The following is a 13,695-nucleotide window of genomic DNA, read 5'->3' as shown; positions in this document are numbered from 1 at the left end:
ACGCAAACACGGGGCTGCTTCGCGATTGTAGAACCTTTCTTGCGCCCCAAACCTTAGCGTCTAGACAGCACTCATAACTTGAAATGGAGAACTCAAATGCCATCTAAAAAAACAATTTTCGTAGCGTTTGCAATTGAAGACGAAAAGCAAAGGGATATGCTGAAAGGCCAATCATTAAATACGAAGTCCCCTTTTGAATATATTGATATGTCCGTAAAGAAGGCGTATGACACTGATTGGAAGACAAAAGTTCGTACTCGAATTAAACGTTCCGATGGCGTAATCGCTCTTATTAGTAATAATTCACTTACTTCTAGTGGTCAGAAATGGGAGATAGAGTGTGCAAAGGAAGAAGGAAAAAAAGTGCTGGGAATTTGGAGCTATAAGGGTGATAGAACCAATATAGTTGGTGTGAACACTAAAGTATGGACCTGGAAAGCTATCGAGGATTTTATTGATAGCCTTTAAGGAGTAATGGCAAATGCGTATTGCACTTATTGTTGGGATTAACCACTATGAGCATGGTGACTCACTCCATGGTTGCGTTAATGATGCTCATGAAGTGAAAGCAGTTCTAGAGCGCCATGATGGTGGTGCTGTGAATTTTGATTGTCGTCTATTAGCTGGTACGGGACCTGCTGAGAGTGTAAGTAGGGGAACATTGAGGGATCAAATTGAGCAGCTTTTTAAAGTGGACGCTGATATAGCTCTATTATACTTTGCGGGACATGGCCATATTGAGGCTACTGGTGGTTATCTATTAGCCTCAGATTCAAGGCGAGGGGATGAAGGCGTATCTTTATCTGAAGTACTTACATTTGCGAATAACTCGCCTGCAAAAAACAAGATAATCATTCTAGATAGTTGTCATTCAGGAATTGCTGGAACTCCGCCCAATGCAGAGCAACTAGCGTCATTAACCGAGGGGCTTACTGTATTAACAGCTTCAACCAAAGACCAGTACGCCACTGAAGAAAATGGAAGAGGTGTCTTTACAACTTTACTCGTTGATTCGCTAAATGGTAGTGCTGCAAATCTTACAGGCGATATTACTCCGGGTAGTGTATATGCGCATATTGACCAGTCTTTGGGGGCGTGGGAACAACGTCCAGTATTTAAAACTAATGTGAAGCAATTTGTTTCGTTGAGAAAATCAGCTCCTTCTATAGCTATAGATGAATTACGAAGAATTAATGAATTCTTCCCGAGACCAGGTTATTTTTTTAAACTCGATCCGACATTTGAGCCTGAAGCGAAAGGGCGAGATGAGGGGATGCCTCCACCTGACCCAGAAAATACTCGTATCTTTGCAATTCTTCAACGTTTTAATCGTCTAAATTTACTAGTCCCTGTAGATGCTCCACACATGTGGAATGCTGCAATGGAAAGTAAGTCGTGCAGACTAACAGCCTTAGGGGAGCACTATAGAAGATTGGTTCAAAATAATCGCATATAGAGAGCAAATACCTAATGAAAAGCTTCACGCGAATACATATTGAAATGCTCGGATGTTCTCGTGCGTGCGCGGGGCTTTGCATGTCCGCTTTTCGCTCACAGCTGCCATTAAATTCTGAATGGGCCAACTTTCGCTTTACGTACAAAGCTGTCCTTTGCAGGTATCTCGTTAATGTCCGCTTCTGACCAAAATGAAGTAGGAAATGACATTGTTGACCGTCTGCTCCTTGTCTCTAGCTGACGATTCCATTTCAGTCTACTGAATACAGAAACTCACTCATTCACGCCCGTACGTCAAAAATCCCGCTGCTGCAACGTAAATTCTGTTTCACTGATTTTTAAAACCGAGCCTTGATCGTACCAGTCACCCAGCACGATACGGGTAGCGGGTTTGCCGTTGGCTTTCAGCGCGTGGATGGCGGGGCGGTGGGTGTGACCGTGGATCATACGCTGTACGTTGAAATGCTCCATGGCTTTCACCACCTCTTCCGGCGTTACATCCATGATTTCAGGTTTCAGGCCCTGCTGGTTTAACTTGCTCTGCTTACGTCCGTTCTCGGCGACCTTACGGCGGTATGAAAGTGGCAAGGCCAGCATAAGCCGTGGCCACCACCAGCTGCGGCTTTTCTTACGGAATTTCTGGTAGGCAATGTCTTTTGTACATAACTCATCACCGTGGCTGATGAGGGTAGGGGTGCCGTATAAATCAATAACAGCCTGTTCGGGCAGTAATGTCATGCCGGCCTGGGTTGCCCATTCCTGACGGATTGCAAAGTCACGGTTGCCGTGAATGAAAAATACCGGCGTGGTTTTACTGACCTGTTTAAATGCGGCTGCAATCGCATCATTAAAAGGCGTTTTGTTGTCATCACCTATCCACACTTCAAACAAATCACCCAGCACGTAGAGTGCATCCGCCTGTGGCGCTTCGTTTTCTAAAAAAGTCATCAGACACTGAGTAATGTCAGGACGGTCTTCGCTCAGGTGAATATCGGCAATGAAATAAGTAAATGGCATGCAGCTAAGTGTGACAATATGGGGAAGAGGGATCAGAGACAGCAGGAACTGTCTCTGAACAAAGGTATCGCCGGATTACTCAGCAATAACCGCTTTTTCAATAACAACAGGCTCTGCAGGTACGTCCTGGTGGAAGCCGCTGGTGCCGGTTTTCACAGCTTTGATTTTCTCAACCACGTCCATGCCTTCAGACACTTTACCGAATGCACAGTAGCCCCAGCCGTTTACTGATTCGCTGGAGAAGTTCAGGAAGTCGTTGTTGTTCACGTTAATGAAGAACTGCGCTGTTGCTGAGTGCGGATCATTTGTACGTGCCATGGCAATTGTGCCTTTTTCATTGGCAACGCCATTGTTCGCTTCATTGGCAATAGGTGCGTTGGTCGACTTCTGATCCATATCCGGTGTGAAACCACCGCCCTGAATCATGAAACCATCGATAACACGGTGGAAAATCGTGTTGTCGTAAAAGCCTTCTTTTACGTAGTTTAAGAAGTTTTCAACGGTTGCCGGTGCCTTATCTGCAAAAAGCTCCAGTGTGATGTCACCGTAATTTGTTTTTAACGTAACCATGAATTCGCCCCTTATCTTGTGTCCCGGCGGTTAAAGTGGGGTAATGGTAGCTGATTTCCTCCGTGAGTTAAATTAATCACTGTTAAAAGGCTGCAAAACCTGTGCGACCGCAACGGGTAGTGCTACACTTTCGCCCCGAATTTGAATCCTGAGCTAAAAAACGAGGACAACCATGCTACACCTTTACAACACACTGACCCGGGAAAAAGCCCCTTTTGCACCGCTGAAAGAAGGATGCGTGGGTTTATATGTGTGTGGTATCACGGTGTACGACCTCAGCCACATGGGGCATGCCCGTACCTATTTAAGCTTTGATGTGCTGGTGCGTTATCTGCGCCATCTTGGATTTGATGTGAACTACGTGCGTAACATTACTGACGTAGATGACAAGATTATTGCCAGAGCGAATGAAAATGGTGAAACCACCGGTGAACTGACTGCCCGTACCATCGCCATGATGCACGAAGATTTCGCTGCCATTAATTTACTTGAGCCGGATATCGAGCCCCGTGTAACCACGCACATGGCTGAAATTGTGGATATCATTGAAAAACTGCTGGATAAAGGCTTTGCTTATGTAGCAGAAAGCGGTGATGTGCTGTTTGATGTCAGTAAGTTTGGTGACTACGGCAAACTGAGCAAGCAAAACCTGGAACAGTTACAGGCCGGTGCCCGCGTTGAAGTGGCGGCAGGTAAAGATGATCCGCTGGATTTTGTGCTGTGGAAAAAAGCCAAAGCCGGCGAGCCTTTCTGGACTTCGCCCTGGGGCGACGGCCGTCCCGGCTGGCACATTGAATGTTCTGCCATGAATCACAAGCACCTGGGTGCACACTTTGACATTCACGGCGGCGGCTCTGACTTAACATTCCCTCATCATGAAAATGAAGTCGCTCAATCCTGCTGCGCCTTTGATACGCCGTATGTAAACACATGGATGCATACCGGTATGGTGCAGGTAGATAACGAGAAGATGTCCAAGTCGTTGGGCAACTTCTTTACCCTGCGTGATGTATTACAGGAACACGATGCAGAATCCCTGCGTTTCTTCCTGATGTCGGCTCATTACCGCAGTCAGCTGAGCTACTCGCAAGACAACATCACTCAGGCAAAATCAGCACTGGAACGTTTGTACACAGCGCTTCGTGGTGTGGATATAAACTCTGCCACTGATTTGTCTTACGGCGGATACCTTGAGCGCTTTGAAACGGCAATGAACGACGATTTGAATGTGCCTGAAGCGATGTCTGTCCTGTTTGACCTGGCCCGCGATCTCAATAAGCAAAAAGCCGGTGCGGAAGAAGCCGGCAAGCTGGCTGCGGTACTGAAAGGACTGGGAGCGATTTTAGGTATTTTGCAAACCGCGCCGGAAACCTGGTTACAGGGCGGCAGCAATGATGATGAGAGCGCCGAAATTGAAGCACTTATCAAGCAACGTAACGATGCCCGTGCTGCGAAAGACTGGCCTGCTGCTGACGCTGCCCGTGATGCATTAGCGGCAATGAATGTTATCCTTGAAGACGGGCCGGCCGGAACGACCTGGCGTAAAGGCTGACAAGCTACAGCACCTTACAATATGCGCTGAATGAAAGGGCCCGGCGGATTATTCCAACGGGCCTTTTGTTTGATTTTCAATGCCGGCATCAGGCACCGGACGGTTCTTTTCAGCCAGTTCGGTTTTCCAGCGCTGCTGAGCCACATGGGCTTTCACCAGCTCCAGACACTCGTTAATCACTCCCAGCACCTCTTTATCCAAATCATCCGTGACCGGCGTATAATCGTGTAAACCGGCTTCTACAAAATGATCAATCTTGCGGGCGTCGATGTCAGAAAGCAGGTTAATAATGGATGCGGTCACGATGTCGGTAACGGCCGACTCCAGCGTGCTTTCAATGGTTTTTCCCACCACCGGAATATAGTGCAGTGTCGATACCTGCTCATTACTTTTCACCGCTTTGCCTACCGAGCGCCTTACGTGTTCGCGGATCGCTTCACCATAATGTCCGTCGCTGATGGACTGACCGAAATGATTCAGCACACCGGCAACCCATTCAGTCAGAACAGGGCGGCGGGGGGCGAGCACCTGACGGGTAATATCGTCAACCAGTGGTGACCCTGCAGAAATGTCTTTTTGTGCATCGCTGAGTACTTTAACGACGATGCGGTCAGACAATTCTTCCACAAAAACATCGTAATAAAAGCGGAAGAAACGAAAAATAGCAGTACGATTTAAGTCGATGATGTCGAATTTATGCAGCCGGTGCAAAATCGAAAAGATACGCAGAAAACGGAAAATGCGGGTTGCCCCGAGAGGAATGAGGCCGACAATATCGTACCAGTGCAGAAAGGGGAAAAAGTACCAGCGCAAATGCTCTTTCCGCACCACTGAGACAACCCAGCGAAAACAGAACTCAACAAAGAAAATGGCAATGAATACCAGGTCGACAAGAATGAAATTTTTATGGATAGGGTCGTAGGTGCCGGTAAATCCCGGTAGCAGAATTTCCAGTTGCTGGTGGATGACGGCAGTGCCGTAGAGGGCATCGAAGAGCAGCCAGGCCAGGTTTACCAGCAATAAACCCAGCATAACCAAATCAAGAATTAACCAGGGCGTTTCATGACTTTTCCGTAAGTTGTCCCAGTTAATTCTCAGCATGGTGGCTTATCCTACATTTTTCAGTCTCATCACATCCACGTGTAATTTGAGCTTTTGGCCAGGCTGCAAATAGCGGTTTTTGCTCAAATTATTCCAGTTGGTGATGTCTGAGATTTTAACATTGAACTTACTGGCTATACGGGAAAGACTGTCTCCCGGTTTAACTGTGTAAGTCAGAGAGCGGATGATGGAAGCGGAGGACTTCTCCGGCGCATCGCCACCTTGCCAGATCACCAGGGTTTTACCGGGCATCAGCGGATCTGCCGGCGCCATACCATTCCACTTCGCCAGGTCACGGGTGCTGACTTTGTATTTAACGGCTAAATCCCACAGCGTATCGCCGGAGGTGACTTTATGTGTCACTTTCACCGATGAGCGGGGCTTATTTTGCAACGAAGCCAGACGCTGATCCTGTGACAAAGAATAAGAATCAAGTTCTTTCAAAGCAACCGGCACCATGACATAGTCACCGGCGCGGATCATGTTACCCGACAGACTGTTGACCCTTCTGATGATGTCAGCTGTCGTATGATACTTCTTTGCCAGGCGCAGCAGGCTGTCTCCGCTTTTCACTTTATGACGTACCCAGTTCAGGCGGTCATGGCGGTCAACGGACGCCAGTTCTGTAGTAAATTGTTCTGCTTTCTCTACCGGAAGCAACAACTGATGAGGGCCGTCAGGATCGGTTGCCCAGCGGTTAAAACCGGGATTCAGGGCGTGCAAGTCTTCCAGTTCCATATCGGCAAGATCGGCAGCAAACGCCAAATCTACCTGTGAGCCGATGTCTACCAGTTTTACCACTTCGACATTATCAACAGCAGGCCAGGCAAAGCCGTACTGGTCTTTGTTTTTAAGAATGTCAGCAAGGGCCAGAAGTTTCGGTACGTAAGCGCGGGTTTCGCGGGGTAAATCCAGCGACCAGAAATCTGTAGGTTTACCGGCTTTACGGTTTTGTTTGATGGCTCTGAGTACGCGGCCTTCACCGCTGTTATACGCTGCAAGGGCATGCAACCAGTTGCCGTCGAACATGTTATTCAGGTAAGTAAGATAATCCAGCGCGCCTTGAGTGGATGCCACAACATCCCGGCGGCCGTCGTACCACCAGGTCTGGCGGATCCCGAAACGTTTCGCTGTGCCCGGAATAAACTGCCACATACCGGCAGCACGGCCATGGCTGTATGCGAAGGGGTCAAAAGCACTTTCCACGACAGGAAGCAGTGCGATTTCCAGCGGCATGTCCCGCTTTTCAATTTCTTCAGTGATGTAGTACAGGAATGGACGTGCACGGTTAACCACACGGGCCATGTACTCAGGATGTTTCAGATACCAGTTACGCTGGCTGGTTACCCGCTTGTCGTCAGGGATCTCGAAGGCCATCTGAGCAGCCGCGCGGATCCACACATCATCAATGACAACGTCTTCAGGTTCTTCCGGTTCAACCGCTTCATCCAGCGCCTCGTCTACATCTTCAACAGGATGCACAACTTCAATAACACCTTCTTTGGCGATTTGACAGTCCTGCTCGTCGTCAATGGTCGTCTGGCCTACTTCACAGGTGTCTGAGTCCTGAGGTTCGGTATACTCAGGCGGTTGCTCACTGGCAATGTCATTCTCACCGGTGGTTTCACAACCACTCAGCATGCCAGCAAGCGCGATACTGGCAATCAGGCCCAGTGCTGATTTCATTAATTAAGTGCCCCGCAAATAAACTTCGAACGTGATAGTGTAACGATTGTTGCCGTCAATTGCATCAAAACTGATCTTTCCAGCGCCGCAGCGCAGTAAATACCGCAGTATCGTCATCTAATTCTTCTCCCTGCCACTGTGATGCAGCGGCTGCCACAGAAGATTTGTGGCTGCGCAGAAAGGGGTTGATGGCCTTTTCTTTTTGCATGCTGGAGGGCAGGGTAATGTTGTCTTCAGACCGCAACTTTTCTATGAGGTTCGCATGTTGCTGTAATTCTTCGTTGTCAGGCTCTACTGCGAGGGCAAATTGCATGTTGGCCTGTGTATATTCATGGGTACAGAACACACGGGTGTTATCGGGCAAGCGTTTCAGTTTGTTCAGTGAATGGTGCATTTGCGCCGGCGAGCCCTCGAACAGACGTCCGCAGCCACCGGAGAATAACGTGTCTCCGCACAGCACCAGTCCGTGGCCATAAAATGCAATATGATCGAGGGTATGGCCTGGCAGCTCCATGACCGTAAACGCACAGTTCACCACATTCAGATGAATATCATCACCTTCATCCACAGAGCGGGTAATGCCGCGAATATGTCCGCCGGCCGGGCCGATAACCGGTAATGAAGGATTTGCGGAGGCCAGTCTGGCGATGCCGCCGGTATGGTCGCGGTGGTGATGTGTGATCAACACGGCTTCCAGGCTGAGCCCGTTCTGCTTACAAAAAGCCTGTACAGGTTCTGCATCGCCCGGATCCACAACCACTGCATGGGTTTGATTGTGCAAACACCAGATATAATTGTCAGTAAAGGCGGGAATTGCGCTGATTTGTACACCGTCGGGAAGGGCGTCAGACATCCTGTTCATGGGGAATCCTGCTTGTTTATCAGTATTAATGCGATACTATAGAAATTAGATAGCAGTGTCGCAACTAATTGGATCAGCCTGAATATTAATGAGACTGGCATACCGTTCTAAACCGCCCGGTTACCCCGAATCCTGGGCTCAGCTACCGGCAGGTGAGGCAATTAAAGATACTGTGCAGACTGTCAGTAACAGCTTTTCTGCCCGTATCTTCGGCTATCATCTGGTTAAGCTGGGAACACTCAGCAGTGACATTGCGTTAAGCAAGTGCAACGTTAAACACCAAATCCGTCAGACACCCGTTCAGATCGACGCGACATCTGTACTGAGTTTGTCTACCGAACTGCCTTATGTTGAGAACAGCATAGACGGGTTTCTGCTGGCTAACGAACTGGACTTTTGTCAGGATCCTCATCAGTTATTACGGGAGGTTGACCGCTGTATCACACAGGACGGTTACATTATTCTGAGCGGGTTTAACCCGTACAGCCTCACCGGTATCGGCAAATATCTGCCACTGAAACGGGGCAACCTGCTGCATGATGCACGTTTCTTCTCGTCAGGCCGGGTAAAAGACTGGTTGCAGTTACTGGGCTATGAAATTATTGAAACCCGCCATATTCTGTTTTCCATGCTGTTTATTAAAAAGCAGTTTTCTTTACCTGCCAGCTGGCATAACCGCATTACCCGCTATTTTCCCTGGTGCAGCTCGGTGTATGTGATCCTTGCCCGTAAACGGGTGATCCCCATGACCACCATCAAGCCCGCATGGAAACTCAAGCCCCGGTTCTCCGCCGTGGGTGCCAGCATGCGGGTGCAGAATGCAACCCCTGCAGGCCGTGATGGAAGCCGGGGCTGACAGGCAGTTGTCAGAGGTAGAAGAGTTCTCCCTGCTGCGGAAAAATTAGCGTTACACCATGCGAATTAAGCGCTTCCAGTTCGGATTTTATTTTCAGCAGGGTGTTTTCCTGTTTGTTCAGAGACGGCTTTATGTGGGTGATAATGACCTTTAATCCCCGCAATGCGCTTGCCGGATCTTCACTGTCTGTAAGTGCTGCCAGTGTGTCCAGTTCCCGCATCAGCCATGCCGGTGTTAAATGACCAAACAGCGCGTTGTCCGCTCTGTCTGAAGGATAGGACGCCTCAATAAACACACCTTTTAACCGGCCGCTTTTTATCAGCGGTGCCACGGTTTTCCACAAGCCGGCTAACTGTCCGGTACCTTCCACTGCATCAGGCCCGGTATCCCCAAGATATAGCACTGCATTGTCATCACACTGGTATAAAAACGCTGAAGACTTGTCAACACCGGCATGGGACAGCGGATAGGCGGTAAGCGAGCAGTCTGTATCACCCAGTGTTTGCGTTTCACCGGCCTGCATGTAGGTATAACGGTAGCGGTTCAGTCTGTAGCCGCTTCCCTCATTGGTAAAGTTTGGCCACAGCGCCCAGTTAAATATATTTTCTTTCAGCGTTATGATAGTGAAAGGCATGGCATAAACCGGTTTTGGCGTATCGTCCGTAGCGTTAATCACCATGCCGGCTACGTGGTCGAGGTGAGCATGGGAAAGTGCATAACCGGTGATATGACGGGTGAGTACATTTCCCTCAACAGATAAATCTGCTTGCACAGGCAAAGTAGCAAAAGCACCGTTTGCCGCAGCCACTTTCAGCCCTGCCATTACCGATCCGGCATCGAATGCGAGATAACGGTGGCTGTACCCGGGCGATATGAGATAAGACGATAAGTTGCTTTCATCCAGCCCGCCTGCCGTACCCAGCGGGATCACTTCAAATGCCGGAGCTGAAACTTTTAGTCCGGCATCCACTGAAGTGGCGGAAGAAGCCGGTGCTGTGCTGCAACCGGTTAAAATAAATGTGAGAAGACATACTGCGCCGGCCAGTACGTTTAATGAAATCCCGGCCCGTGGTTTTACAGAAATCATTGTGATTGAGGCAGAAGGGGTTTGCACAAAGCATATTATCCACTGCCTCTGCTGTATACCTTTTTGAAAAGCATTGACCTGTGCATTTTATTCATAAAAAAACGGTGCTCATCTGAACACCGTTTTTCGTTTACTGTCGACGTTACCTTTTCAGGAGAACATAGCTCAGCGCATTATTTGACGCGCATACCCGGTTTGGCACCTTCGTGTGGCTCAAGGATATACAAGTCCTTACCACCCGGACCTGCCGCCAGTACCATGCCTTCAGACATACCGAAACGCATCTTACGAGGAGCCAGGTTGGCAACCATTACGGTGTGCTTGCCAATTAAGTCTTCAGGAGCATAGGCTGACTTGATACCGGCAAATACCTGACGGGTTTCGCCGCCTAAATCCAGCTCTAAGCGCAACAGTTTGTCAGCTTTTTCCACATGCTCGGCATTAGCGATGCGGGCAATGCGGAAATCCACTTTCGCGAAATCTTCAAACGTGATTTCTTCACTGATGGGATCTTTCGCCAGCAGGCTTTCAGGGTCTAACTTCGGTGCATTTGCTGCAGCCAGGCTTTCTTTTGAGTCTTCTACCATTGCGTCAATCTTATCCATTTCAATGCGTTGCATCATGGCTTTAAATTTATTAATTTCATGACCGGTCAGAACAGTCTGAGTACTTTCCCAGGTCAGCGTATCGTTCAGGAAAGCTTCCGCTTTCTCTGCCAGCACAGGCAATACCGGCTTCAGGTAAGCCACCAGAATACGGAACATGTTAATGCCCAGTGAGCACACATCACGGGTAAACTGCTGTTTGCTTTCGTCTTTAATGGTGACCCATGGCGCATTCGCATCAATGAACTGGTTAGCTTTGTCAGCCAGCGCCATAATTTCACGAACCGCCTGATGATACTTACGGTTTTCAAAGTGCGTGGCGATACTCTCTGATGCGGCATGGAATTCTGCCATCAGCTCTTTGTCCAGTACCGTATCTGACAGTTTGCCGTCAAAACGTTTAGTGATGAAGCTCGCACAGCGGCTGGCGATGTTCACCACTTTACCTACCAGATCTGAGTTCACTTTCTGAGCAAAATCAGCAAAGTTCAGGTCGATATCCGTTACACCGTCACCCAGCTTGGAAGCGAAGTAATAGCGCAGGTATTCCGGATTCAGATGGTCCAGATAGGTACGGCCTTTAATGAATGTACCGCGGGACTTGGACATTTTCGCGCCGTTTACTGTCACGAATCCGTGAATATTCACACCGGTAGGTTTACGGAAACCGGCACCTTCCAGCATGGCAGGCCAGAACAGGCAGTGGAAATACGTAATGTCTTTACCGATGAAGTGATACAGCTCTGTGTCAGTGTCTTTGTTCCAGAAATCGTCAAAGTTAACGTTATTCTGATCACAGAAATTCTGGAAGCTGGCCATGTAACCAACCGGCGCATCTACCCACACGTAAAAGAATTTGTTAGGCGCGCCCGGAATTTCAAAACCGAAATAAGGTGCATCGCGGCTGATATCCCACTGCTGCAGGCCGTCTTCAAACCATTCCTGAAGCTTATTCGCCATTTCAGCCTGAATCGCACCGGAGCGGATCCACTCCTTGAGCATGCCTTCAAATTGCGGCAGGTCAAAGAAGAAGTGCTCAGATTCCTTCAGTATTGGCGTCGCGCCGGAAACTACACTGCGCGGGTTTTTCACTTCTGTCGGGCTGTAGGTTGCGCCGCAAACATCACAGCTGTCGCCGTTTTGATCTTCCGCATTACAGCTCGGGCAGGTGCCTTTTACGAAACGGTCCGGCAGGAACATTTCTTTTTGCGGGTCATACAACTGATTGATGGTACGCTTGCTGATGTAGCCTGCTTCATCAAGACGGTTATAAATGGTTTCACACAACGCCTTGTTTTCCGGCGAGTGAGTCACATAATAGTTGTCGTAATCAACGTAGAAGTCCTGCAGATCCTGATGGTGCTCTGCACGGGTACGGGCGACCATTTCTTCCGGCGTAATACCCAGCTCCTGTGCTTTCAGCATAACAGGTGTGCCGTGAGCATCGTCGGCGCAAACACTGTAGCATTCGTTGCCGCGAAGACGCTGGAAACGGGTCCAGATATCGGTCTGGATATGCTCAAGTAAGTGCCCGAGGTGGATAGAGCCGTTAGCATACGGCAGTGCACTGGTTACCAGAATACGGCGTTTCGCATTGTTTCCGGCAACAGAAGTCGACGTGTTTTCAGACATAGTATTATGTTTCTGTTCTCAAGCGTTGAAAAATGGCTGCAAATACTAGCGGAATCGCGCCGCTTTTGCATTACGTAAATAGCGCGACCGCGCATTTTAAAGGTGAATTATGTTCTTTTCCCGAAAGGGTGACAAGCTGGCGCAAACCGCCGCACAAAGTCTGGCTGATTATTATGCCTTAACCACAGAGCAAACCCAACCGTGGTGTGAGGTAGACAACGGCTGTTTGTCGGTCACACTGCCATTCTGTGCGCTCACTCAACATGCCGTTATCAGAGAAACCATCACACAGGCATTGACACAAGCCGGTTTTCCGCTGGTGGAGCTGGCCATTTCACAACAGGTTCGCGGTGCTGAGACCGCTATAGCGCCGGTGACGAATATCCGTAACGTGGTAGCGGTCGCATCCGGCAAAGGTGGTGTGGGTAAATCAACCACCAGTCTGAATCTGGCGTTTGCGCTTATGCAGGAAGGCGCCAGAGTGGGCATTCTGGATGCGGATATTTACGGCCCTTCTGTACCCATCATGCTGGGCAATCCGCAGGACCATCCGGTCAGCGGTGATAACAAACATATGCAACCGCTGAAAGCCTGGGGCATGGTGGCAAACTCCATCGGATACCTGGTGCCGGCAGAAGACGCAGCAGTATGGCGCGGACCCATGGCGAGCAGGGCACTGAAACAGTTACTGGATGAAACTTTGTGGCCGGTACTGGATTATCTGATTGTGGATATGCCGCCGGGTACCGGTGATATTCAGCTGACCATGGCACAACAGGTGCCTCTGAGCGCTGCCGTCATTGTCACCACACCACAGGACTTAGCCGTAGCCGATGCACAAAAAGGCATTTCCATGTTCAATAAGGTAAATGTGCCGGTGGCGGGTTTAATTGAGAATATGAGCTATTACCAGTGTTCTTCGTGCGGTCACACAGACTATTTATTTGCGCAGGACGGCGGTAAAGCGCTGGCTGAGCGTTACAATTTACCGTTGCTCGGCGCATTGCCGCTGGATGTTTCTATCCGCGAGCAGGCCGATTTAGGTAAACCGCTGGTGGCAGATAAACCGGACAGCGAACTGGCTGGTATTTACCGTGAAGCTGCCCGCGCATTGTCCATGCAGATGGCGCTCACGTTACCTTCCCGCAGCTCTGAAAGTTACATCCGCGGTGAAACCATCGGGCTGACAAAGTTATAAGTGTGCAGAACTGTACTTCCAGACACTTGTTGAAATTTATTGAAGTGTGAAGATATATGAGCGAAATGATTCGC

Annotated in this window: 12 protein-coding genes; 5 read left to right on the top strand and 7 right to left on the bottom strand. The window is 49.2% G+C overall.

The annotated features are described in order from the left end of the window. Positions 1-96 precede the first annotated feature (96 nt). Both J3369_RS13155 and J3369_RS13150 read left to right on the top strand, forming a co-directional pair. A complete protein-coding gene (locus tag J3369_RS13155; RefSeq protein WP_349587581.1) occupies positions 97-468 on the top strand; it encodes a TIR domain-containing protein in 372 nt (123 codons plus the stop codon). 13 nt (positions 469-481) lie between these two features. Beyond that, the gene (locus J3369_RS13150; RefSeq protein WP_349587578.1) at positions 482-1,456 is read left to right on the top strand and encodes a caspase family protein; all 975 of its coding nucleotides are present in this window, start codon (positions 482-484) and stop codon (positions 1,454-1,456) included. A gap of 293 nt (positions 1,457-1,749) precedes the next feature. Here J3369_RS13150 and lpxH read toward each other — a convergent pair whose 3' ends face one another. Then, positions 1,750-2,472 (bottom strand): UDP-2,3-diacylglucosamine diphosphatase, encoded by a 723-nt coding sequence (lpxH, locus tag J3369_RS13145; RefSeq protein WP_349587576.1) that lies wholly within the window; start codon positions 2,470-2,472, stop codon positions 1,750-1,752. A gap of 75 nt (positions 2,473-2,547) precedes the next feature. Beyond that, positions 2,548-3,042, bottom strand: coding sequence for a peptidylprolyl isomerase (locus J3369_RS13140; RefSeq protein ID WP_119501800.1), 495 nt, complete (start codon positions 3,040-3,042; stop codon positions 2,548-2,550). 172 nt (positions 3,043-3,214) lie between these two features. Between J3369_RS13140 and cysS the strand changes: the two genes are divergently transcribed. Next, the gene (gene cysS, locus J3369_RS13135; RefSeq protein WP_349587572.1) at positions 3,215-4,594 is read left to right on the top strand and encodes a cysteine--tRNA ligase; all 1,380 of its coding nucleotides are present in this window, start codon (positions 3,215-3,217) and stop codon (positions 4,592-4,594) included. A 48-nt stretch (positions 4,595-4,642) separates the two neighbouring features. Here the strand turns inward: cysS and J3369_RS13130 are convergent, their stop codons facing one another. The 3 genes from J3369_RS13130 to gloB all read right to left on the bottom strand — a co-directional run bounded on the left by J3369_RS13130 (position 4,643) and on the right by gloB (position 8,243). Continuing rightward, a complete protein-coding gene (locus J3369_RS13130) occupies positions 4,643-5,695 on the bottom strand; it encodes an ion transporter (protein ID WP_349587569.1) in 1,053 nt (350 codons plus the stop codon). Between the two features lie 6 nt (positions 5,696-5,701). Beyond that, on the bottom strand, positions 5,702-7,381 hold the full coding sequence (locus J3369_RS13125) for a lytic transglycosylase (protein ID WP_349587566.1): 1,680 nt from the start codon (positions 7,379-7,381) through the stop codon (positions 5,702-5,704). Between the two features lie 64 nt (positions 7,382-7,445). After that, positions 7,446-8,243, bottom strand: coding sequence for a hydroxyacylglutathione hydrolase (gloB, locus tag J3369_RS13120; protein WP_349587564.1), 798 nt, complete (start codon positions 8,241-8,243; stop codon positions 7,446-7,448). 88 nt (positions 8,244-8,331) lie between these two features. On the opposite strand from gloB, the gene J3369_RS13115 reads away from it, so the two are divergent. After that, positions 8,332-9,099, top strand: a complete 768-nt coding sequence (locus J3369_RS13115) for a methyltransferase domain-containing protein (protein ID WP_349587561.1) — start codon at positions 8,332-8,334, stop codon at positions 9,097-9,099. A gap of 10 nt (positions 9,100-9,109) precedes the next feature. On the opposite strand, the gene J3369_RS13110 is transcribed toward J3369_RS13115, so the two are convergent. Together J3369_RS13110 and metG are read right to left on the bottom strand one after the other, a co-directional pair. After that, positions 9,110-10,213, bottom strand: coding sequence for an MBL fold metallo-hydrolase (locus J3369_RS13110; protein ID WP_349587559.1), 1,104 nt, complete (start codon positions 10,211-10,213; stop codon positions 9,110-9,112). Between the two features lie 146 nt (positions 10,214-10,359). Further along, positions 10,360-12,423, bottom strand: coding sequence for a methionine--tRNA ligase (metG, locus tag J3369_RS13105; RefSeq protein WP_349587556.1), 2,064 nt, complete (start codon positions 12,421-12,423; stop codon positions 10,360-10,362). A gap of 109 nt (positions 12,424-12,532) precedes the next feature. Between metG and apbC the strand changes: the two genes are divergently transcribed. After that, the gene (apbC, locus tag J3369_RS13100; protein ID WP_303575602.1) at positions 12,533-13,621 is read left to right on the top strand and encodes an iron-sulfur cluster carrier protein ApbC; all 1,089 of its coding nucleotides are present in this window, start codon (positions 12,533-12,535) and stop codon (positions 13,619-13,621) included. Positions 13,622-13,695 lie beyond the last annotated feature (74 nt).

Origin of the sequence: Alteromonas sp. NFXS44 (genome assembly GCF_040148705.1) — a bacterium.
Taxonomy (GTDB): Bacteria; Pseudomonadota; Gammaproteobacteria; order Enterobacterales; family Alteromonadaceae; genus Alteromonas.
This window is presented reverse-complemented; position numbering and strand designations above follow the sequence as displayed.

What these genes read in the sequence shown, in the direction of transcription:
- J3369_RS13155 (WP_349587581.1), top strand. Translation starts at nt 97, where the DNA reads ATGCCATCTAAAAAAACAATTTTCGTAGCGTTTGCAATTGAAGACGAA.
- J3369_RS13150 (WP_349587578.1), top strand. Translation starts at nt 482, where the DNA reads ATGCGTATTGCACTTATTGTTGGGATTAACCACTATGAGCATGGTGAC.
- lpxH (WP_349587576.1), bottom strand. Translation starts at nt 2,472, where the DNA reads ATGCCATTTACTTATTTCATTGCCGATATTCACCTGAGCGAAGACCGT.
- J3369_RS13140 (WP_119501800.1), bottom strand. Translation starts at nt 3,042, where the DNA reads ATGGTTACGTTAAAAACAAATTACGGTGACATCACACTGGAGCTTTTT.
- cysS (WP_349587572.1), top strand. Translation starts at nt 3,215, where the DNA reads ATGCTACACCTTTACAACACACTGACCCGGGAAAAAGCCCCTTTTGCA.
- J3369_RS13130 (WP_349587569.1), bottom strand. Translation starts at nt 5,695, where the DNA reads ATGCTGAGAATTAACTGGGACAACTTACGGAAAAGTCATGAAACGCCC.
- J3369_RS13125 (WP_349587566.1), bottom strand. Translation starts at nt 7,381, where the DNA reads ATGAAATCAGCACTGGGCCTGATTGCCAGTATCGCGCTTGCTGGCATG.
- gloB (WP_349587564.1), bottom strand. Translation starts at nt 8,243, where the DNA reads ATGAACAGGATGTCTGACGCCCTTCCCGACGGTGTACAAATCAGCGCA.
- J3369_RS13115 (WP_349587561.1), top strand. Translation starts at nt 8,332, where the DNA reads ATGAGACTGGCATACCGTTCTAAACCGCCCGGTTACCCCGAATCCTGG.
- metG (WP_349587556.1), bottom strand. Translation starts at nt 12,423, where the DNA reads ATGTCTGAAAACACGTCGACTTCTGTTGCCGGAAACAATGCGAAACGC.
- apbC (WP_303575602.1), top strand. Translation starts at nt 12,533, where the DNA reads ATGTTCTTTTCCCGAAAGGGTGACAAGCTGGCGCAAACCGCCGCACAA.